Source organism: Streptomyces sp. NPDC006463 (assembly GCF_042870715.1).
Classification (GTDB): Bacteria; Actinomycetota; Actinomycetes; order Streptomycetales; family Streptomycetaceae; genus Streptomyces.
Genome location: NZ_JBIAHP010000007.1, coordinates 221,042 through 240,193, shown reverse-complemented (window position 1 = coordinate 240,193; position 19,152 = coordinate 221,042). Strand labels below are relative to the sequence as shown.

The window sequence follows — 19,152 nt, the reverse complement described above, 5'->3', positions numbered from 1 at the left end:
CGCGGGCGGGGGTGGGGGGGATGTCTGGGCTGGGCGCGGTGGGTGGGGGCGGGGGCGGGCGGCCCCCCCCCCGCCGGGCGGGGGGGCGGGGGGGGGGGGGGGGGCGGGGGGGGGGGGGCCGCGCCCCCCGCCCCGTCGGGCGCTCAGACCGAGTGCCGTTGCGTGAGCCAGTCGGAGATCCGCTCCGCGATGCCCGCACCGGAGCGGGCCCACCTGACGTGGTCGAGCCGCTCGGCGTGGTCCTGGCCGAAGTGCCAGCGCTCGACCGTCGCGGAGGGCAGCTTGGCGCACAGGCGGTCCACGGCCCCGACGGGCGCGAGGCGGTCGCCTTCGACGGAGACCGCCAGCACGGGGAGCGTGACCTGTGCCAGGCTCGCCTCGTAGTCGGCGTCCGACCCTTCTGGGGTGAAGCGGCCGGTACGGGAGATCCTGGCCCAGTCGCGCATCAACGTGGCCGGCTGGCGCCCGCCGAAGCCGAGGCGGTGCCCTGGCCAGTAGCCCCAGAGCGACGCGACCAGGGAGATGAACTGCGTACCGGCCAGCACGCGCAGCCGGGCCGCGCCGGAGAAGCCGCGGTGGTCCACCGAGCCGGCGGCGACGAGGACCAGGCCGTCCGCTCCCTCGGGGTCATGGGCCGTGTGCAGCACGCTGACCTGACCGCCGATGCTGTGCCCGAGCAGGAAGAGCGGGACGTCCGGGCCGAAGCGTTCGCGTGTCGCGGCGATGACCGCGGGCCAGTCGCGGGTGGCCAGCTCGTGGTAGCCGTGCCGGGTCCGCCGGCCGGCCCGGGGACGGCTGTCGCCCTGGCCCCGCAGGTCCGTGGCGACGGAGGCGATGCCCCGGGCGGCCAGGTGCCCGCAGAACGGTGCGTAGTAGGAGGCGTTCACACCGAGGGCCGGCCAGATCACGGCGACGGCTCGCGGGGCGGGTCCCGCGTCGGTGACCTTCGCGGCGACGTACGGCGCGGCGCCGGACGCACCGGCCAGCGGGATCCGCCACGTACCGGGTTCTGCGGGGCTGCCGGCCATCACGACTCGTCGAGGAGCATGTAGCGGAGCCGGGCGTCCTGCGTCTCGCGTGACCAGCGCTCCGCCGCTTCCATCCGTTCCTCGATGCCGCTGTCCACCAGGCGCCGCCCCGGCCAGATCTCGTAGTCGCCCAGCAGGTGGCCGTGCTCGGCGAGACCCTTCTGGAACAGGGATTCCCTGCGGTAGAGCACGTCCTTCATGGGGAGCTCGTCCCACAGGCGGCGCCCTTCCCTGACGAGGTCCAGCAGCCGTGGCCGGGCCTCGGGCCGCTCCGTGAGGTACTGGCGTATGACGGCGCTGCCCACGGCCAGGTGGCGGATCTCGTCCATGTTGGCTCCTCGCTCGACCAGGGCGGCGGAGGGGTCCAGGAGCTTCCACTTGCGCTCGCTGAGTTCGGCCGCGGGAGCGAGGATCCCTTCGACCAGGACGGTGAGGACGAGGACGCCGCCGTAGAAGTCCTGCTGGTCCCGCAGCACGTGCAGGCCGAACTCCTCCAGGGGATCGAGGACGGCGGCCCCAGAGGACGCTGCGGTCCGGGCCACCGCAGCCGCTATCTCCTCCTCGGGCAGGCCCGCCAGGAGGAGGTGGTCGCGGAACACGCGGGCGTGCCGCGCCTCGTCGACGAGCTGGGTGGAGTAGAACTCCAGGCAGTCCCGGTCCGGGGCGTGGAAGACGAGGAACGACAGCGCACGGGTGGCCTTGTCCTCGGCCAGCGTCCGGAAGGTGAACTCGTCGATGAGCGCCTCGCGCATCGGGCCGGGGCGCAGGACGGCTTCGGTGGGGCCCGCGGCGGTGACGGTGCCGTCCGACAGCCTGCGCAGCATGGAACCGGCCACGTGCTCCAGCCAGTACGGCAAGTCGCACATTCCAGGGGTCAGTTCGAGGTCGCGGGCGCCGTCGAGCACGCCCGGGGCGTTGTCCCAGTCGGTTTCCACGGGGATTCGGGTCACGGTTCGGTCCTTTGGGTCGTGTTCCGTCGGGGGTGTGGTGAGCAGGGGCGTGCGGCCGTCGCAGAGCCCACCGCACGGTTTCGAGCTCGGGAGATCCGGGTGGAAGAGCGGCCGGGTGAAATGCGTACGAGCCGGTCTCCGGTATTCGGTGGCGGGGCGGTCCGGGAATCCGGCGGAGCATTCTCATGGAACGAGCGGGGTGCCCGGAACGGCGCCCCGGAATTTCCGAGGAGAAGTCCGGCGTCTGTCAGGGGATTCGCTCGCTGCCCGGGAATTCCAGGGGGCGGGGGAATGGCGCCGCGACGAAAGACGTCACGGGGGTGCGGTCCGCCGCCTCGGCGCGTCCGTGCGCCGTGCTCGCTCGGCGACCGCCGCTGCCCGCCCGCCGGCGGCCGGACATGCCTCCACTCGTCACTCCCGTCGCCGCCGCGTCACGAGGTCGGCGTGTGCGACCATGGCAGGTATCAGAACGATCCGACTCGTTCTACGTTAGGAGTGCCGCCGTGGCACCGTCAAGAGAGACGGGCCGGGAATCTCGGCGCACCAGGCGTCCTCACCGATGGGGACGGCGGTCTTCCGCTTTTCTGGCACTTCTCTGTTGCGCCCCGCTTCACGCCTGGCTAAAGTCCGGCCGGTCCGGACTCGTGACATCCCTTCGATCCGCCCGGGGAATTGTGAACCGTTTATGGAAAGTCGAGGAGAGCGTCCTTGTCGACGCCTCTGTCGAGGATGTGTACGCCGCGGTCTCGTGCGTGCGGAACATGGGCAAGTGGAGCCCGGAGTGCTTCGCCGTCTGGCATCGCGGTCACGTGGCGCGCGAGGGGGCGGCGTTCGTCGGGTTCAACCGGAAGGGGCTGCTGGTCTGGTTCACCACGTGCCGGGTGACCCGGTCCGACCGGCCCTCCGAATTCGCTTTCCGGGTCACTGCGTTCGGACTGCCGGTGGCGCTGTGGGGCTACCGCTTCCGGTCGGAGGGCGGCGTCACCAGGGTCACCGAGTACTGGGAGGACCTGCGCACGGGCCGTGGTGCCCGGACTGCCGAGTTCCTCGGGCGGGTGTTCACCGGTACGCGCCCGGCCGACCGTGCGGAGGTCAATCGTGCCGGCATGCGCACCACGCTCGGCCGGCTCAAGGCCGCCCTGGGCGGCTGAGGTCAGGCCCTGGGCCGGACCCGTCAGGCCCCTGCGCCGGCCCAGGGCCGTAGTGCCGCGCCGCCCCGGCCGGGGGTGCGCGGCGCTGCTCAAATACCGTCCAGCAGCAACGAGATCAGCCGGTCGGTGAAGCCGCTCTCCACCGGCTTGCGGCGCACCAGCAGCCGGATCCACAGTGCGCCGGTCATGGCGTCCACCAGCAGGGCCGGGTCGAAATCGGCGGGTAGCTCACCACGCTCCACCGCCCTGGTGAAGATGGGCTGATGGCGCCCGAGCCGGTCTTCGAGGAAGTGGGTCACCAGCTCCCGCATGGCCGGGTGGCGCACCGCCCCTACCAGGGCCGCCTCTACGACCGGGCGTGTCCGGGGGCTGTCGAGGAGGGTCTCGATCTGCGTGGCGAGGGCGGTCAGGTCGGATGCGAGGCTCCCGGAATCGGGCGGCTCCAGCGACAGCGTGCCCGAGTGCAGTAGCGCGTCGCGCAGCAGCTCCGATTTCGACGGCCACCAGCGGTAGATGGTGGTCTTGTTGACGCCGGAGCGCTGGGCGACCCCCTCGACCGTGAGCCCGTCGTAGCCCTGTGCGGTGAGCAGGTCGAGACACGCGGTGAAGATCTCGTTCTTGCGGCGCGGCCCGCCCCGTTTCCCGTCCGGCTGCTTGTCCGGCTGCTCGTCCGGCTTGCTACCGCCTGGCTCCATCGCGACCTCCGGACCGGCCCCACAGGACCAAACGCAACGTTGTGTTGCATCAAGCCTACCGCTGTCCTATGGTTGCACCGCACGTAATGCAACGCAACGTTGCGTTGCACTTCCATGCCGGGGTGAACGGCCCCGGATCCGACGGAGCGCCCCGACCCCGCGTCCACGCCCGCTCCAGGGGGAATCGCGATGAAATCCCGTGTTGTCTGTCTGCCCTTCGCCGGGGGATCGGCCGATGCCTACCGCTCCTGGTCCGCGGTCTTTCCGCAGTCGACCGAGCTGATCGCACCGGAGCTGCCGGGCCACGGCCGCAGGCTCGCCGAGCTGCCCGAGGAGAACGTCGCCGACGTCGTCAAGGGCCTGCTGCCCCACCTCGGCGATCCCGCCGCACCGTTGATCCTCTTCGGCCACAGCATGGGCGGGCTTCTCGCCTACGGGGTGTGCCAGGCGCTCTGCGCGCTCGGCGCACCTCCGCGGGGGCTCGTGATCTCCGCGATGGCGCCGCCCGAACTGATCGACGTACGCGCCAACCATTCGCTCGCCGACGATCCCGACGCCCTTCTGGAGCACGTGGCGCGGCTCGGAGCGACGCCCGCCGAGGTCCTCTCCAGTCCGCAGATGCGAGCCCTCCTCCTGCGTCCGCTCCAGGCCGACTACCGGCTCCTCGGCATGGCCCGCACCTCGCCGGCGCAGCCCGTGACCGTTCCCCTGTACGCGCTGGCCGGCGACGAGGACGTGGTCCACCCGCCGGACCAAGTCGCCGAGTGGCAGCGTCACGCACGGCAGTGGAAGGGGCTGCGCGTCCTTCCCGGCGGCCACTTCTTCCCGTGGCAGAGCGACACCGTGCCGCGCTTCCTGGCCGCCCGTGCCCAAGCCGCCGCGGCCGGGCTTCCGGTCCGGGAGACCTCAGGACGGTGAGGGGCGCCGGGAGGCGCCGTCCGCCGTCACGGATCCGGCCGTCCTCACCCGCCTGCCGCGAACACCGCACCGCAACCACCCACGAGGGGAGAACCGGCCATGCCGCACGCGCTCATCGGGCGCCTCGCGCTGGGAGTTCTGCTACACGGATCCGGCGGCCACTGGGCCGGCTGGCGCCACCCGCAGGCCAGCCTGTCGGGCCAACTCGACTATCCGTTCCATGAGTTCCTCGCCACGGAACTGGAACGGGGCAGGATCGACGCCATCTTCCGCCCCGATCTGCTCGCGCCGTGGGGCGAAGGCCCCGGACTCAACAAGGGTGCCAGGGCCGACCACTTCGAACCCATCACCCTGCTGGCCGGGCTCGCCGGGGCCACGGACCACATCGGACTGGTCGCGACCGGCTCGACGACCTACTGGCAGGCGCATCAGCTGGCCGGGAGGTTCGCCTCGCTCGACACGGTCTCCGCGGGCCGCGCCGGATGGAACATCGTCACCTCCGTGCTGCCGCAGGAGGCGGCGAACTTCGGCCGGACACCCGTTCCGCACGACATGAGGTACAAACTTGCGGAAAGCTGCGTCGACGAGGTCCGAACCCTGTGGGAGGCGGCGCACCGCGGCCGCGCGCCGGGCATCCTGCCGCCCGTCCAGGAGCACCCCGTCCTCTTCCAGGCGGGCGCGTCCGCGGCGGGCATCGACTTCGCGGCCCGGTACGCCGACGTGGTCTTCACCGACCAGCGTGACCTGCCCGGCGCCCGCCGGTTCTACGCCGAGGTGAAGGAGCGGGTCCGGGCGGTCGGCCGCCGGCCCGAGCACGTGCAGATCTGGCCCGCGCTGTGGCCCCTGGTCACCAGGACCGAGGCCGAGGCGCAGGACCATCTGGCGACGCTGCGCGGCCTCGTCCACGAGGACGTGGCCCGCCAGTGGCTGCAAGAGAACCTCGGGCTCGACCTCACCGGCCACGACTTGGACGCTCCGCTGCCCGAGATCCCGCCGACCGACCGGAGCCAGAGCCGGCGGGAGCTGCTGATCCGGATGGCGCGCGAGCACGACTTCACCACCCGCCGGCTGGCCGAGCACTTCCTGAGCGGGCAGATCGTCGCCGGCACCCCGACGCAGATCGCCGACCACATGCAGGAGTGGTACGAGGAGCGGGGCGCGGACGGCTTCATGATGTCCTTCCCGTTCCTCCCGCGGCCCCTGACCGACTTCGTCGACCTCGTGGTCCCGGAACTGTGGCGCCGCGGCATCTTCCCCCACTCGTACGAGGGGAGCGACCTGCGGCAGAACCTCGGACTGCCGCGCCGTGCGCTCGCCGCCGGAGGTGCCCGTGCCTGAACCGACCCCGACCCCCGTGCCCGTGTTCGTCGCCCTGGCCGCCGCTCCGACGCACCCCCGGCCGGACTCCGATGCGTCACCTCGCGCCGTGGTTCGCGCAGGCGGGGCCGGATCGTGGCTGCGACGGCTTTCCGACGCCGCGGTCCGCGCCGACAGGGCGGGCATCGACGCACTCGTGATCCGCAGGAGCGGTGCGGCAGGCTCTGCCGCACTGGAACCGGCCACCGTCCTGGCGGCCATCGCCCCCCGTACGACGGGCATCGGCCTGATCGCCGAGGCATCCCCCGCGTCGCACGAGCCCTACCACCTGGCGCGTGAGGTGGCGACCCTCGACATCATGTCCGGCGGACGCGCCGGCGTGCTGCTGGACCTGCGACCGGACGCGACCGAGCGAGCCGCCGGTCTGCCGGCCCGGCAGGATGCCCAGGAGGCGTGGCAGCGCGCGCAGGAGTACCTGTCCGTGCTCGCGGGACTGTGGGACAGCTTCGACGACGACGCGTTCGTGCACGACCGGGCCTCCGGAACCTACTTCAGGTCCGACGGCATGCACCGCACCGACCACGAGGGCCGCTACTACAAGGTCGCCGGTCCGCTGAACATCGCCCGGCCACCACAGGGACATCCCGTGACGCTGGCCACATGGGTCACCTCCGCCGAGGCTCCCCACGTGCCCGACTACCACCTGACGGACCACCCCTGCGCGTCCCGCCGTCCGCGGATCGCCCCCCTGCCCCTCGCCGCCGAAGCGCCCGACGAGACGGTCGAGCGCGTCCGGCGACTGCTCCTCGGGGAGCGGCCCGCCGGACTGCTGGTCGAGATGCCCGGCGGACCTGCCTCACTGGAGCTCTTCGCAACCCGGACGCTGCCGATGCTGCGGGAGCACGGACTCGTGTCGGGCGCGCCGCGCGGAGCCCGAACGCTGCGCGAGCGACTGGCACTTGAACGTCCCCTCGACCGCGCCTCCCGCTGCCCGGCCTGATCTCTCCCCGACCGACGGAGGTGGTCCCCTTGCGGGCCAGCACATTGTGGAAGCAGCCCCGCACGTGGATCGTGGTGCTGATCGGTTCCCTGCTCGCCGCCCTGAGCACCGTCAGCTATCTGGGGCCGTCTTCCGACCCCGACGACCAGCTGCGCAACCTGCCCCTCGTCCTCGTCGCCGAGGACGAGGGGAGTACGGGCCCCCACGGCAGCGTGAACCTGGGCCGCGAGCTTGCCGACGGCATCGCGCGCGCCGCCCAGAAGGACGGCCGTGTGCGGTGGAGCCTGGTCACGTCCCGCGAGGACGCGTGGCGGGTGCTCGACGGCCAAGAGGCCTATGCGGCGCTCGTCGTACCGCGCGACTTCACCGGCCGGGCACTGTCCCTGCTGGGCACCGGGACGCCCGCCCGGCGCCCGGTGATGGAGATCGTCGTCCCGCGCGGCGTGAGTGGCATGGCGGCGTCGATGGCGGACAAGGCGGTACGCCGGACGGTGGCGGAGGCATCGCGACGACTGGGTGCTCAGCTGGTCGCCGAGACCTCCTCCCGGGACGGGGGGACGGGGACGTCCCGGGCCAAGGGCGCGCAGCCCAAGGAGGCGGTGGTGCCGGGTGGCTTCCTGGCCCTGCTGGACGACCCCGTCGAGGTCACCGCCGTGGTGCGCCAGCCGTCGACGGGACCCGTCGGGTCGGGCGCCGGAGCCGCCCCGCTCTACATCGCCATCGCGCTGCTCATCTCCGGGCTGCTCCCGGCCACGCTGCTGACGACCCTCATCGACGCGGGGCTCGGATACCTGCCGCTCGAGGTCGGTCCACGCCGCAAGCTCCGGCCCGTCGTCCGGATCGCCCGTTCGTCGACCTTCCTGGCCAAGGCCGTCCTCGGCGCGGTGATGGGATGTGCGGCAGGAGCCGTCGTCGCCGGCGTCTCTTTGTGGAGCACCGACTTCCAGCCCGACGACACCGGTCTGTTCGTGCTGTTCTGCAGCACCGTGTGCGCGGCCGTCGCTCTGCTCACCCTCGCCCTGTTCGCCGTGTTCGGGGCGCCGGGCCAGGTGCTGGCTTTGTTCGCGGTGACCCTCGTCGGTGTCCCGCTGTCCGCGGGCGCCCTCCCGGTGGAGGCCCTGCCCGGTGGATTCGACACCCTGGGGAGGGCGTTGCCCGCCCGCCATGCGGTCGAGGGCGTACGGTCGCTGCTGTTCTTCGACGGTGCCGGCGACCGGGTGCGGCAGGCGTGGTGGGTGCTGGGCGCCTATGCCGTCGGGGCCGCGGTCATCGGTTGGGCGGTCTGCCGCTGGTACGACCGTCGCGGCTACCACCGTGCGCAGGAGCACGAATTCCAGCCCCCGCGGGCCGCCGAGCCCGTGGCCCTCCCGCTCAGTACGGGCGCGGGGACATGACCTGGGGATCGGCTCCGACGACCTCGAGGAAGCAGCGCGGCACACCCGGACCGGGCGTGGCGCGCACCGATACCGTGCTCGGCGGATCCGTGGGCAGTTCCACGGGCACGCTGACGGGGTGGTCGTCGTGCGTCGTCGCGTGGCCCGTCTCCTTGCCGTCGACGAGCACCTCCACCTCCACCCGGTGGCCCGTCTGGACGGTGGCACTGACCGAGTGCCCGGCGTGATCGACGTGGAAGTGATGGCGTCGTCTCATCAGTGGGCCTCCCACCGGTCATCACGGTTGGCTTCCGCGTCTCCAGCGTAACCACGAGCTACCAGTGCGGCATGCCCGGCGGCCGACCGGTGCTCCCGGTCTCCTCGGGGTACGGGGGCCAGCGCTCGATGTGCGTCCCGGCGAGGTGGGCGGGCTCCCCGTGGACCGGCTCAGGCGCCGGCATCTGCGCCTGCACCTGCACCGAGGCGTGCGGTTGCGGCTGCGGCCGGGAGGCGGATTCCGCGGGGGCTTGGAGGCTTCCGTAGCGTTCCATGCGCTGCCAGCGCAGGCGGGATCCGGCGATCGCGGTGAACACGGACTGGATGACGACCAGGTACATCAGCTGGCGGTAGACGAACTGCTGGAGCGGCAGGCTCCACAGTGGACCGGGCCGCTCGTCGTCGAGGTGGAAGGCGTACAGGCCCATCAGGGCCTGGAGGACGAGGAAGGCGCACCACAGGCCGATGATCCGGAGGGGGTCGAGGAAGACGAGGCCGAAGACGGCGACGATGTCCACGACCGGGGCGAGCAGCGGCAGCAGGACCTGGAACATCAGCAGGTAGAGCAGGCCGCGACGGCCGAGCTTCCCGGCCTGGCCCCGCTGGGTGAGGGCGCCGCGGTGCTTCCACATGGCCTGGAGGGTGCCGTAGCACCAGCGGTAACGCTGTTTCCAGAGTGCGCCGAGTGATGCGGGAGCCTCGGTCCAGGCCTTGGCCCGTTCCTCGTAGACGACGCGCCATCCGTCCCGGCACAGCGCCATGGTCAGATCGGTGTCCTCGGCGAGGGTGGTGTCGCTGACGCCGCCGACGCGCAGGAGGGCCTCGCGGCGGAACGCGCCGATGGCCCCGGGCACGGTGGGCATGCATTCGGCGAGGTCGAAGAGGCGGCGGTCGAGGTTGAAGCCGACGACGTACTCGATGTGCTGCCAGCGGCCGAGCAGGCCGCCGCGGTTGACGACCTTGGCGTTGCCCGACACCGCGCCGACGCGCCGGTTCGCGAAGGGCTGGACGATCATGCGGACCGCGTCCGGCTCGAAGACGGTGTCACCGTCGACCATGACCAGCAGGTTGCAGGTCGCGGCGGCGATGCCGGTGTTGAGTGCGGCCGGCTTCCCGGCGTTCCGCTGGCGGATGACGTGCACGCCGGGCAGGCGCAGGGCCTCGACGATGTCGGCCGTGCCGTCGGTGGAGCCGTCGTCGACCACGATGATCTCCACCTGATGGTCCGACGCGACCAGGGAGCGGACGGCTGCTTCGATGCCGGCGCTCTCGTTGTAGGCGGGGACGATGACGCTGGCGGGTTCGGTGACCGGGTTGCCCCAGGGCTTGCGGCGCATCCGCACGTGACGGCGGGCGGCGACGAACACCGCCACCGCGCGCAGCACGCTGATCGCACCGGCCGCCCACATCAGCCAGGCGAGCGCTTCGAGGACCCAGTCGCTCGCGCGCAGCGCCTGGCTCAGGGCGAGTCCCTGCCACCGGTCGACGGTCGAGGCCGGGCGGGTGGGCGTCGGCAGGCCGACCGCGTCGCTGACGGTGGCGAAGCGGAAGCCCGCCCCCTTGAGCCGGGGGACGAGCTGCTCCAGGGCCGCGACGGTCTGCGAGCGGTCGCCGCCCGCGTCGTGCATCAGGACGACCTGGCCCCCGGCGCCCTCGGGGGTGGCGTTGGCGACGATCTGCCCGACACCCGGGCGACGCCAGTCCTGGCTGTCCAGTGTGGTCAGGACCGTCAGGTACCCCTCTCGTCCGGCCTGGGCGACGGTGGCCCAGCCGGCGTCGTCCAGCGCTCGGTTGGTCGACGAGTAGGGCGGGCGCAGCAGCGGGGTGGTGACTCCGGTGGCGCCGGCGACGACCAGCTGGCTCTCGCGCAGTTCCAGGGAGCGCCGCCATTCGGATGCCGCGCCCAGGTCGGTGTGGGTGAAGGTGTGGACGCCGAGCTGGTGGCCGTCCGCGACGATCTGCCGGGCCAGTTCCGGATGGGCCGCCACCTGCGCGCCGACGGTGAAGAACGTCGCGTGCACGTCGTTGCGGCGCAGGACGTCCAGGATCTTCGGCGTCCAGACCGGGTCGGGACCGTCGTCGAAGGTCAGGGCGATGGTGCGGGGCTGGGGGCCGACCGTCCGCGCGGCGGCGCCGTCGATGACCGGGCCGCCCGACCGGATCTGCGCCGGCACGGCAGCCGCCGCCGACCCCGCCCCGCGCGGTGCGCCGTCGGCCCTCGCGTCGAACATGTGCTTGCTGTACCCCTGCAACAGCAGCGCCGCCGAGAGGGTGAGGACGAGCGCGGTCAGCAGCAGCCAGTGGGTGCGCAGGGGGACGTCGCGCACGGTGCTGTGCCTGCCGCGGGGCAGGCGGCGGTTCTTCGACAAGGGGTGTGCTTCCTGCCTGTGGTGGTCCGGGCGGGTCACGGGTGAGCGGTGGGCTTCCCGCCCTGGCCGGGCGGGGAGGTCGGCCGGCCGTGGCCGCCGGATCCGTTCCCCGGCGCCGGAGCGCTCCCCGTGGATGCGGAGGGAGCGGGCCCGCTGGTGGTGGCGGTCCCATTCCCGGCCGGGGTCTTTCCCGTGGCGCCGGGCGGGGAGGGGGACGTCCGGGGCGTGGTGCCGGGCGGGCCGGTACGGCGTGCGGCACCGGGTGAGGGGGAGCCCGGCTCGGCCACGGGAGGCCTGTTCTGGGCGCCCTCCGGGACCCGCGGGGACGGGAGGAACGGGGACTGGAGCGTGGGTCCGCCGAACAGTGAGCTGATCAGGAGCACGATGTACGCGGCGGCGGGGACCACCAGCAACCATCCGAGGCGGCGTACCCGGCGCTGGCGCCGACCGGAGGAGTCGACGAAGACCGGGCTGGGGGCGGGGGGGTCCGTGGCGACAGCGGAGATGCGGGGGAGCTGCATCGTGTCGTCGTCCAGGTGAGCCGGTTGTTGCATCGTGGACAGCCTCTACGGGTGGCGGACGAGGAGCGGCGGGGTCACCCGGTGGGGCGAGTGGCCGGTGCGTCCTTGCGGGGCGGGGACGGGGCGGTGGCCGGCAGGCCGGTCTGGTGAGCGGCCGGCGCCCCCGGGGTCCCGGTCGGCCGAGGGGTGCCGGGGCGATCACCTGGCTCGTGCCGGCCGGTCTGCTCCGGTGGTGCGGAGCCGTGAGGGCTGTGCGGGGGCCGAGGAGCCGACGAGCCGCTCGACGTTCCGCCCGGGCCACCCGCCAGGTCGGGAGGTGCCGCGGAGGGCGAGTCGGCGGGCGTGCCCGGGGCCCGCGCGCCCGGTGCCCCGGTACCGGCCGAGGGCGTGGACGAGGGCGAGTGGTCCGGAACGCTGTCCTCGGACTCACCGCCCATGACGGCGGGCAGGTGGCCCGTACCGGCGGCGACGGCGACACCGCCGACAGCGGAGGCCAGCACGGCGGCCGCCACCTTCGCGGCGAGGAGCAGGCCCGGCGCGCGCACCGGCCGCTTCCTGGACGAACGGGACGTGCGGGGCGTGCGGGATCCACCGGACACGGCGGCCGGGGCAAGGCGAGCCGTCCGGAACACGGCCACGGCCGCCTCCTCGCCGGACAGTTCGCACGTGGCCGCGGGGGCGGCGGCGGCAGCGAGCAGCCTCACGAGGGCGTCGTGGTCGGTACCGGCGCCGACCCCGGCGCCGTCGAGCAGCCGCTCGGCAGTGTCGCTGTCGATCCGGTGGGTTCGGTTCCTCATCTCGTGCTCTTCAGCGTCGAAGGCGCCGTCGGTGTCACTCCTGCGGTGAAACTCTTCCAACGCGGCTTCGGCCGGACCGCCCCCGCTGCTCCGCCCGCCCCCTCTGCCCCCGCTGCTCCGCCCGCCCCGTCCGCGCCCCCTCCGCTCCCCGGCGGGTTCGCCTCTTGCTGTTCGATGAGCTCGGCGAGCTTGCGCAGACCGCGGTGTGCCGCCGTGCGCACCGCGCCCGGTCTCTTGCCGAGGACGCGGGCGGCGCCCTCCGCGTCCAGGTCCATGACCACCCGGAGCAGCACGGCCTCCGCCTGATCGCGGGGCAGCCGGGATATCAGCGCCAGCGCTTCGGCCGTACCGGACACGGCCGGCGCGGCTCCTCCGGTGTCCTCGGCCCCCGGCCGGTCGAGCAGGTGGCCGACGGGCAGGCCGGCAAGCGGCCGGCGGCCCCGGCGGCGCATCAGGTCCAGCGCGCGGTTGCGGCCGGTCGTCGCGACCCAGCCGCGAAACCCGTCGAAGTCCCCGCTGAACGAGCCCAGATCGCGGGCCGTCTGCAGCCAGGTTCCGGACGCCACGTCCTCGGCGTCCTCCCCGACCAGCACGGTCAGGTAGCGCAGCAGCCCAGGCTGCACCGCCCGGAACAGCGCCCTGAACGCCGCCTCGTCCCCTTGCCGTGCCGCTCTGATCTCGTCGGACATGGCGTCCGGATCCCGTATGTCACCGGGGACGCCTGCTTCGCTGTCGGCCGGGCCGAACTCCTCCGCATTGTGCACGCGGGACATGATGCGGCATGCGCCCGGGGCGGCTCAGCCGATGCGCTCAGCCGGTGTGCTCAGTCGACGTGCTCAGCCGGTGCGCTCAGTCGCGGTCGATGTGCACGCTGGTGGACTTCACCCGGGCGGTGGCCCGCATGCCGACCTCCAGCCCGAGTTCCTCGACGGCCTCGCGGGTCAGCAGCGACACCACCCGGTGCGGTCCTGCCTGGATCTCGACCTGCGCGGCGATGTCGCCGAGCTTGATCCCGGTCACGATGCCGGGGAAGGCGTTGCGGACCGAGGTGTACGGGGCGTCCGCGTCCTCGGCGCCTTCCTGGGCGGCTTCCACGCAGAAGGCCGCCAGGTCGGGCCCGTCGACGATGCGGCGCTTGCCGTCCCGGCGGGTCGGGAAGCGTGCGGCGTCCGCCCACCGCCTAGCGGTGTCGACGCTCACGCCCAGCAGCCGCGCCGCCTGTCCGATGGTGTAGGACTCCATGCGCCCACCTTAAGCCGCAGGACGCCGCCTGCTACGGCCGGATGATCCGCACCCGGTAGCTGCCGTCGGGCAGTTCGCCCACCACCGAGACGCTGATGCCCGCCTTCTCGTCGGTGAACGTCTCGCCCGGCCGGAACGGTGCGTCCGACAGTTCCGCGTGCACATTGGGCCGCCGGGTGCAGCCGCCGCTCGCGCTCGTGCTGTCCGACACCATCACCGGTCCGCGCCCGGTGTCCACGTCCGAGTCCACCTTGTAGATGAGGACGCCGGGCTTGCACACGGCCTCGTCGTTGCCGGCCCGCGTCCGTACCTCCACCGCGTACCCGGTGCTCTCCGACAACGGGACGAAGGCCAGTTTCGCCTTCGCCCCGCCCTCCGCCGCCAGCGGCGACAGGACGTGGTCGCTGACGCCCGACTTCGACGCGCAGCTGATCTGTGAGCTGTCCAGCCAGCCCAGCTTCCACTTGTGCCAGCCCAGCAGGTCGTTGTTGGCGCCCCAGTCCTCGCTCATGATGTCCCAGTGCCCGACCGTGCCGCCGCCGCCGTCGGTGGTGTAGAGGTCGGGCAGTCCGAAGACGTGCCCGTTCTCGTGCGGGAGCACCCGGTAGCCGGTCTCCCGGTAGGTGCCGGAGCCGTCGTCCTGCCGGCTGTAGACGAAGGACGTGTTGGCCAGGGGCACCCCGTCGGCCGTCGGCGCCTCTCCGTTGCCGGAGAAGGTCACCGACAGGACCGTGTCCAGGGCGGACGGCCCGGCGTTCGGGGTGACCAGGATGTTGATCAGGTCGTACCTGCTGAAGTCCACCTCGGAGTCGGCGGCCTTCGCGATGTGCTCGACGAGCTGCCGGTAGCCCGGTTCGTACGCGGACCCGCGCTCGATCCCGTACGCCGCGAAGGGCATCGGCATCCGCAGCCAGGTCCTTATCGGGGATTCGGCCCGGTAGCTGAGCCGCCCGTAGGAGCTGGTGCGGAACCAGTCGGAGGTCTGGGGGAAGAACTCCGCCAGCCGGTCCAGCGCCGAGCCCTCGCCTTTGGCGTCGGGGAAGTCGATCATCAGGTTCAGCGCCCTGACCTCGCCGGTCGAGCGCGAGTACCCGGGCGGGGTCGGCATGCCCTCGGACATCTGCACGCCCATCGTGCCGGTGATCCGGCACGGCGCGAGAGCCGATTCGGCGGTCGTGGCCACGGGCCCCGCCGCCGAGTGGGTACGGCTGGATATCCCCGTGCTCGCCGTCGCCGTGACGCCGAGCGCCAGCGCGGTCAGCGCGATGAACGCGCTGGTGCGGCGTGGTCTGCGTATCCGGTGGCGGGTCTGCGGCATGGAGATCGCCTTCGAGTCCGCGGCAGCCGGCCTGCCCGGTCTGCGCTCTGTTCGCTCACCCTCCGACGGCTGCGACGCGCCCGCGCGTCGAGAGAGGCCGAACGTGAAGCAGCGTGTGGGTCAGGTCACACGGACGAGTGAAATAACCGGGGATCGGATCCCCGTTTGTATGTGAGTCCGCCCAAGTGGGGACCGGCTCCCCGTTTCGAACGGAGCCCCGTACGTGTCACCGAGTCAGGGAGGCTCCGGAATGAAGGTCCCCACCACCGCCCCGGCGGCAGGCGCCGAGCGTGCGGCCTCCGCGGCCCCCGCGGGCCCCGCGACCCGGGTGACGCGCCCGCGCGCCGACGCCGTCCGCAACCGCGAGCGGATCCTGGCGGCGGCCCGCGAGGTGCTCGTCGAACACGGCTCCGGCGCCCCCTTCGACGAGGTCGCCCGCCGGGCCGGCATCGGCAACGCCACCCTCTACCGGCACTTCCCGGACCGCCCGGCCCTCGTCCACCACGTCGTGCTCTTCGTCATGGACAAGGTCACCGCCTCGGCCGAGGCCTCCCTCGCCGAGGAGCCCGACGCCTTCGCCGCGCTGTGCCGGTTCACGCACGCCGCCGCCGACGAGCGGATCGGGGCCCTGTGCCCCATGCTCGCCGACGACTTCGACCGTGACCACCCCGAACTCCTCGCCGCGCGCGGCGCCTTGGAGGCCGCCGTGGAGACCCTGCTGACGGCCGGCCAGGACGCCGGACTCGTCCGCACGGACATCGGCGTCGGCGACCTGATGGTCGCCCTCTCCCAGCTCAGCCGCCCCCTGCCCGGCACCGCATGCCTCGACGTGGACCGCTTCGTCCACCGTCATCTCCAGCTGTTCCTCGACGGGTTGCGCACCCCGGCGCGCTCCGTGCTGCCGGGTTCGGCCGCCACGCTGGAAGACCTGAAGCAGAAAACCATGTGACGCGCCCAAGCTTCTCGAAATAGCCTTTTTCAGTCATTCCGCACAGTGAAGTGGGTACCCCCATGTCAAAAACAGCCGCGACACCCCCGCTGGCTGCAGACCCCAGCCGCTGGAAGGCACTCGTCTTCATAGCCCTGGCCCAGTTGATGGTCGTGCTCGACGCGACCATCGTGAACATCGCCCTCCCCTCCGCCCAGACCGACCTCGGCATCTCCGACGGCAACCGCCAGTGGGTCATCACCGCGTACGCGCTGGCCTTCGGCGGACTGCTCCTCTTCGGCGGCCGCATCGCCGACAAGTGGGGCCGTAAGAACGCCTTCGTCGTCGGCCTCATCGGCTTCGCCCTTGCCTCCGCGCTCGGCGGCGCCGCGAACGGCGAGGCCATGATGCTGGGCGCCCGCGCCCTCCAGGGTGCCTTCGGCGCACTGCTCGCCCCGGCGGCCCTCTCCCTGCTCGCGGTGATGTTCACCGACGCCAAGGAGCGCGCCAAGGCCTTCGGCATCTACGGTGCGATCGCGGGCGGCGGCGGCGCCGTCGGCCTGATCCTCGGCGGCTTCCTCACCGAGTACCTCAACTGGCGCTGGACCTTCTTCGTCAACATCCCCTTCGCGATCGTCGCGGCCGTGGGTGCCTGGCTGGTCGTCCGTGAGCCCGCCGGCGGTCGCAACCGCGCCCCGCTCGACGTCCCCGGCGTGGCCCTGTCCACGCTCGGTCTCGTCGCCCTGGTGTACGGCTTCACGCGCGCCGAGTCGGCCGGCTGGTCGGACGCGACGACCGTGGGCATGTTCATCGCCTCGGCGGTCTTGCTCTCGGCCTTCGTGTACACCGAGTCGAAGGTGAAGTCCCCGCTGCTGCCGCTGCGCGTCCTGCTGGAGCGCAACCGTGGCGGTGTCTACCTCTCGCTCGGCCTGGCCGTCATCGCCATGTTCGGCCTGTTCCTCTTCCTCACCTACTACCTCCAGGTCGTGAAGGGCTTCTCGCCCGTCAAGACCGGCTTCGCCTTCCTGCCGATGATCGCGGGCATGATCACGGGCTCCACCCAGATCGGTGCCCGCCTCATGACCCGGGTCGCGCCGCGCCTGCTGATGGGCCCGGGCTTCCTGCTCGCCGCCACCGGCATGCTCCTGCTGACCCAGCTGGAGGTCGGGTCCTCGTACCCGGCGCTGATCCTGCCGGCGCAGCTGCTGCTCGGCCTCGGCATGGGTACGGCGTTCATGCCGGCCATGTCCCTGGCCACGCACGGGGTGAACCCGGCCGACGCCGGTGTCGCCTCCGCCATGGTCAACACCTCGCAGCAGGTCGGCGGCGCCATCGGCACCGCGCTGCTCAACACGATCGCCGCCTCGGCGACCACCGCGTACCTGACCGACCATGCGGCCGAGGCCTCGGCGGGCGGCGCCGCGGCCAAGCTCGTCCAGGCGCAGGCCATGGTCGAGGGCTACTCCTCCGCCATCTGGTGGGCGGTCGGCATCCTGGCCGCCAGCTCGGCCATCGCGCTGACCCTGATCAACACCGGCCGTCCCGGCGCGGGCGGCCCGGTGGCCTCGGGCGCCGGCTCCGGCGCTGCCGCAGGAGCCGGGGAAGCCGAGCTCAGGGTTCCGGTGATCGCCCACTGACGACGGGGGCGCCCGCCCGGGAATGACTGACCACCCCGCTTGGTTCAAATTTGAACCAAGCGGGGTTAGTCTTTTCGGGTGACTCCGTACCGACGACCGAGGAGCGTCCCCCGTGACCACCGCCCCGACCCGCATGCCGGCGCTCTACCTCAGTCACGGAGCGCCGCCGCTCGCGGACGACCCCGTATGGCCGGGCGAACTGGCCGCCTGGTCCGCAGAACTGCCCCGCCCCACGGCGATCCTCATGGTCTCGGCCCACTGGGAGGAAGCTCCGCTCGCCCTCGGCGCAACCGTTCCGGCCCCGCTCGTCTACGACTTCTGGGGCTTCCCCGAGCACTACTACCGGGTCCGGTACGACGCCCCGGGCGCCCCGCGGCTCGCCGCCTCGGTACGGGGCCTCCTCCAGGCTCCCGGCACCCCGGTCCAGGACATCCCCGACCGCGGCCTGGACCACGGCGCGTACGTCCCGCTGGTGGAGATGTTCCCGGAGGCCGACATACCGGTCCTGCAGATCTCCATGCCCACGCTGGACCCGCGCCGCCTGATGGACATCGGCCGCAAGCTGGCGCCCCTGCGCGACGAGGGGGTCCTGATCGTCGGCAGCGGCTTCTTCACCCACAATCTGGCCGCGCTGCGGCACACGGGCCCGGGCGTGCCGTCCTGGTCCGCCGAATTCGACGCCTGGGGCCACGAGGCGCTGGCCGCAGGCGACCTGGACTCCCTGCTCGACTTCGAGGCCAAATCCCCGTCGGGCCGCCTGGCCCACCCCCGTACGGAACACTTCGCCCCGCTCTTCGTCACCCTCGGCGCGGCGGACGCGGCGGGCGACCTCACCACCCGCCGCGACGCGGTGGACGGCTTCTGGATGGGCCTCTCGAAGCGCTCGCTCCAGTTCGGCTAGACCTCCCGGCCGGGCCCGGTGATGTCCCCGCCGATGACGAACCCCTTGGCGGGCCCGGCCGGGATGGTGATCGCCGTCCCGTACGCCGCCCGGACCTCATCGTCGTAAACGGCCCTGTCCGGATCGGGGGCGCTCAGCACGGTGACGGTGCCCCGGTCGTCATGGTCGTCGATCAGGATGTAGACGGGAATCCCCGCCCGGGCGTAGGCCCGCCGCTTGCGGATGCGGCCGCGGGAGATGCTGTCACGCCCGGGGGAGACGACTTCGACGACGAGTTCCAAGGCTGAGGCCTTGATGCCGATGCCGTCCTCGGTGACGTGTTTCTCGGCGTCCTTCGGCGCGATGAAGAGGTCGGGAATCCAGACCTTGCGCCTGTGGATGACGTTCATGACCTGTCGAGCGGCGAAGCCGCTCCCGGCCAGGAACACCACAAGGCTGTCACGCAGGTCGTTGGCGGTCTCGCCGTGCGAGTAGCGACCGGTCGGCGACACTTCGATGGACCCCTCGATGATCTCGGCGTGGAAGCCCTCGGGGAGTTTGTCGACTGCGGCTTGCCATGCGAGCCACAGGGCCTCGTCCAGATCGGAATGGGGTGTGGCGGCCTCGTGGGCGAGAGCGGTCATGGGTGCAGCACCTCCTCGTCAAGTGTGGGCGTCGCCGACCAGGCGGCACAAACGACTCCCCGCCACCCGTCCGGGTGAGGCGCTGTCCCGTGCCCGCAGGAATGTGCC

Annotated in this window: 19 protein-coding genes; 8 read left to right on the top strand and 11 right to left on the bottom strand. The window is 72.4% G+C overall.

The window, feature by feature from the left end:
* Positions 1–143 precede the first annotated feature (143 nt).
* Positions 144–1,028, bottom strand: coding sequence for an alpha/beta fold hydrolase (locus tag ACFYOB_RS15440; RefSeq protein WP_388560003.1), 885 nt, complete (start codon positions 1,026–1,028; stop codon positions 144–146).
* The gene (locus ACFYOB_RS15435; protein ID WP_388560001.1) at positions 1,028–1,978 is read right to left on the bottom strand and encodes a VlmB-like protein; all 951 of its coding nucleotides are present in this window, start codon (positions 1,976–1,978) and stop codon (positions 1,028–1,030) included. Before ACFYOB_RS15435 ends, ACFYOB_RS15440 begins: the two co-directional genes overlap by 1 nt.
* A 674-nt stretch (positions 1,979–2,652) precedes the next feature.
* On the opposite strand from ACFYOB_RS15435, the gene ACFYOB_RS15430 reads away from it, so the two are divergent.
* Complete coding sequence (locus tag ACFYOB_RS15430) at positions 2,653–3,129, top strand: SRPBCC family protein (RefSeq protein ID WP_388559999.1); 477 nt, start codon at positions 2,653–2,655, stop codon at positions 3,127–3,129.
* 89 nt (positions 3,130–3,218) lie between these two features.
* Here ACFYOB_RS15430 and ACFYOB_RS15425 read toward each other — a convergent pair whose 3' ends face one another.
* Positions 3,219–3,824: a TetR/AcrR family transcriptional regulator gene (locus ACFYOB_RS15425; RefSeq protein WP_388559997.1), complete on the bottom strand. Its 606-nt coding sequence runs from the start codon at positions 3,822–3,824 to the stop codon at positions 3,219–3,221.
* 189 nt (positions 3,825–4,013) lie between these two features.
* Here ACFYOB_RS15425 and ACFYOB_RS15420 point away from each other — a divergent pair, with 189 nt between their 5' ends.
* The 4 genes from ACFYOB_RS15420 to ACFYOB_RS15405 all read left to right on the top strand — a co-directional run bounded on the left by ACFYOB_RS15420 (position 4,014) and on the right by ACFYOB_RS15405 (position 8,453).
* Positions 4,014–4,742, top strand: coding sequence for a thioesterase II family protein (locus ACFYOB_RS15420; RefSeq protein WP_388559995.1), 729 nt, complete (start codon positions 4,014–4,016; stop codon positions 4,740–4,742).
* A gap of 99 nt (positions 4,743–4,841) precedes the next feature.
* On the top strand, positions 4,842–6,080 hold the full coding sequence (locus ACFYOB_RS15415; protein ID WP_388559993.1) for an LLM class flavin-dependent oxidoreductase: 1,239 nt from the start codon (positions 4,842–4,844) through the stop codon (positions 6,078–6,080).
* The gene (locus ACFYOB_RS15410; RefSeq protein WP_388559991.1) at positions 6,073–7,059 is read left to right on the top strand and encodes an LLM class flavin-dependent oxidoreductase; all 987 of its coding nucleotides are present in this window, start codon (positions 6,073–6,075) and stop codon (positions 7,057–7,059) included. The genes ACFYOB_RS15415 and ACFYOB_RS15410 overlap by 8 nt, the downstream gene beginning before the upstream one ends.
* A gap of 29 nt (positions 7,060–7,088) precedes the next feature.
* On the top strand, positions 7,089–8,453 hold the full coding sequence (locus ACFYOB_RS15405; protein WP_388559989.1) for a YhgE/Pip domain-containing protein: 1,365 nt from the start codon (positions 7,089–7,091) through the stop codon (positions 8,451–8,453).
* On the opposite strand, the gene ACFYOB_RS15400 is transcribed toward ACFYOB_RS15405, so the two are convergent.
* From ACFYOB_RS15400 to ACFYOB_RS15370, 7 genes are all read right to left on the bottom strand, one after another.
* Positions 8,431–8,709: a hypothetical protein gene (locus ACFYOB_RS15400; protein ID WP_388559987.1), complete on the bottom strand. Its 279-nt coding sequence runs from the start codon at positions 8,707–8,709 to the stop codon at positions 8,431–8,433. The genes ACFYOB_RS15405 and ACFYOB_RS15400 overlap by 23 nt on opposite strands.
* A gap of 58 nt (positions 8,710–8,767) precedes the next feature.
* Complete coding sequence (locus tag ACFYOB_RS15395; protein ID WP_388559985.1) at positions 8,768–11,077, bottom strand: bifunctional polysaccharide deacetylase/glycosyltransferase family 2 protein; 2,310 nt, start codon at positions 11,075–11,077, stop codon at positions 8,768–8,770.
* 35 nt (positions 11,078–11,112) lie between these two features.
* Complete coding sequence (locus ACFYOB_RS15390; protein ID WP_388559983.1) at positions 11,113–11,631, bottom strand: hypothetical protein; 519 nt, start codon at positions 11,629–11,631, stop codon at positions 11,113–11,115.
* Between the two features lie 41 nt (positions 11,632–11,672).
* A complete protein-coding gene (locus tag ACFYOB_RS15385; protein ID WP_388559981.1) occupies positions 11,673–12,395 on the bottom strand; it encodes a hypothetical protein in 723 nt (240 codons plus the stop codon).
* Positions 12,392–13,168, bottom strand: a complete 777-nt coding sequence (locus tag ACFYOB_RS15380; protein ID WP_388559979.1) for an RNA polymerase sigma factor — start codon at positions 13,166–13,168, stop codon at positions 12,392–12,394. The genes ACFYOB_RS15385 and ACFYOB_RS15380 overlap by 4 nt, the downstream gene beginning before the upstream one ends.
* 76 nt (positions 13,169–13,244) lie before the next feature.
* Positions 13,245–13,637, bottom strand: a complete 393-nt coding sequence (locus ACFYOB_RS15375; RefSeq protein WP_388559977.1) for a molybdopterin-binding protein — start codon at positions 13,635–13,637, stop codon at positions 13,245–13,247.
* Positions 13,638–13,668: 31 nt separating this feature from the next.
* Entirely contained in the window at positions 13,669–14,955 is a 1,287-nt protein-coding gene (locus tag ACFYOB_RS15370; protein WP_388559975.1) for a M6 family metalloprotease domain-containing protein, read from the bottom strand.
* Between the two features lie 250 nt (positions 14,956–15,205).
* Between ACFYOB_RS15370 and ACFYOB_RS15365 the strand changes: the two genes are divergently transcribed.
* The 3 genes from ACFYOB_RS15365 (at position 15,206) to ACFYOB_RS15355 (ending at position 18,421) form a co-directional block, all read left to right on the top strand.
* Entirely contained in the window at positions 15,206–15,904 is a 699-nt protein-coding gene (locus ACFYOB_RS15365; RefSeq protein WP_388559973.1) for a TetR/AcrR family transcriptional regulator, read from the top strand.
* A 62-nt stretch (positions 15,905–15,966) separates the two neighbouring features.
* Positions 15,967–17,520 carry an MFS transporter gene (locus tag ACFYOB_RS15360; RefSeq protein ID WP_388559972.1) on the top strand — a complete coding sequence of 518 codons (1,554 nt, stop codon included), beginning with the start codon at positions 15,967–15,969 and terminating at the stop codon, positions 17,518–17,520.
* Positions 17,521–17,653: 133 nt separating this feature from the next.
* Entirely contained in the window at positions 17,654–18,421 is a 768-nt protein-coding gene (locus ACFYOB_RS15355) for a dioxygenase (RefSeq protein ID WP_388560243.1), read from the top strand.
* On the opposite strand, the gene ACFYOB_RS15350 is transcribed toward ACFYOB_RS15355, so the two are convergent.
* Positions 18,418–19,044, bottom strand: a complete 627-nt coding sequence (locus ACFYOB_RS15350; RefSeq protein WP_388559970.1) for a Uma2 family endonuclease — start codon at positions 19,042–19,044, stop codon at positions 18,418–18,420. The two genes, ACFYOB_RS15355 and ACFYOB_RS15350, sit on opposite strands and share 4 nt — an antisense overlap.
* Between the last annotated feature and the right edge of the window lie 108 nt (positions 19,045–19,152).

What these genes read in the sequence shown, in the direction of transcription:
- ACFYOB_RS15400 (WP_388559987.1), bottom strand. Translation starts at nt 8,709, where the DNA reads ATGAGACGACGCCATCACTTCCACGTCGATCACGCCGGGCACTCGGTC.
- ACFYOB_RS15360 (WP_388559972.1), top strand. Translation starts at nt 15,967, where the DNA reads ATGTCAAAAACAGCCGCGACACCCCCGCTGGCTGCAGACCCCAGCCGC.
- ACFYOB_RS15420 (WP_388559995.1), top strand. Translation starts at nt 4,014, where the DNA reads ATGAAATCCCGTGTTGTCTGTCTGCCCTTCGCCGGGGGATCGGCCGAT.
- ACFYOB_RS15380 (WP_388559979.1), bottom strand. Translation starts at nt 13,168, where the DNA reads ATGTCCCGCGTGCACAATGCGGAGGAGTTCGGCCCGGCCGACAGCGAA.
- ACFYOB_RS15385 (WP_388559981.1), bottom strand. Translation starts at nt 12,395, where the DNA reads ATGAGGAACCGAACCCACCGGATCGACAGCGACACTGCCGAGCGGCTG.
- ACFYOB_RS15375 (WP_388559977.1), bottom strand. Translation starts at nt 13,637, where the DNA reads ATGGAGTCCTACACCATCGGACAGGCGGCGCGGCTGCTGGGCGTGAGC.
- ACFYOB_RS15350 (WP_388559970.1), bottom strand. Translation starts at nt 19,044, where the DNA reads ATGACCGCTCTCGCCCACGAGGCCGCCACACCCCATTCCGATCTGGAC.
- ACFYOB_RS15355 (WP_388560243.1), top strand. Translation starts at nt 17,654, where the DNA reads ATGCCGGCGCTCTACCTCAGTCACGGAGCGCCGCCGCTCGCGGACGAC.
- ACFYOB_RS15365 (WP_388559973.1), top strand. Translation starts at nt 15,206, where the DNA reads ATGAAGGTCCCCACCACCGCCCCGGCGGCAGGCGCCGAGCGTGCGGCC.
- ACFYOB_RS15415 (WP_388559993.1), top strand. Translation starts at nt 4,842, where the DNA reads ATGCCGCACGCGCTCATCGGGCGCCTCGCGCTGGGAGTTCTGCTACAC.
- ACFYOB_RS15425 (WP_388559997.1), bottom strand. Translation starts at nt 3,824, where the DNA reads ATGGAGCCAGGCGGTAGCAAGCCGGACGAGCAGCCGGACAAGCAGCCG.
- ACFYOB_RS15370 (WP_388559975.1), bottom strand. Translation starts at nt 14,955, where the DNA reads ATGCCGCAGACCCGCCACCGGATACGCAGACCACGCCGCACCAGCGCG.
- ACFYOB_RS15390 (WP_388559983.1), bottom strand. Translation starts at nt 11,631, where the DNA reads ATGCAACAACCGGCTCACCTGGACGACGACACGATGCAGCTCCCCCGC.
- ACFYOB_RS15440 (WP_388560003.1), bottom strand. Translation starts at nt 1,028, where the DNA reads ATGGCCGGCAGCCCCGCAGAACCCGGTACGTGGCGGATCCCGCTGGCC.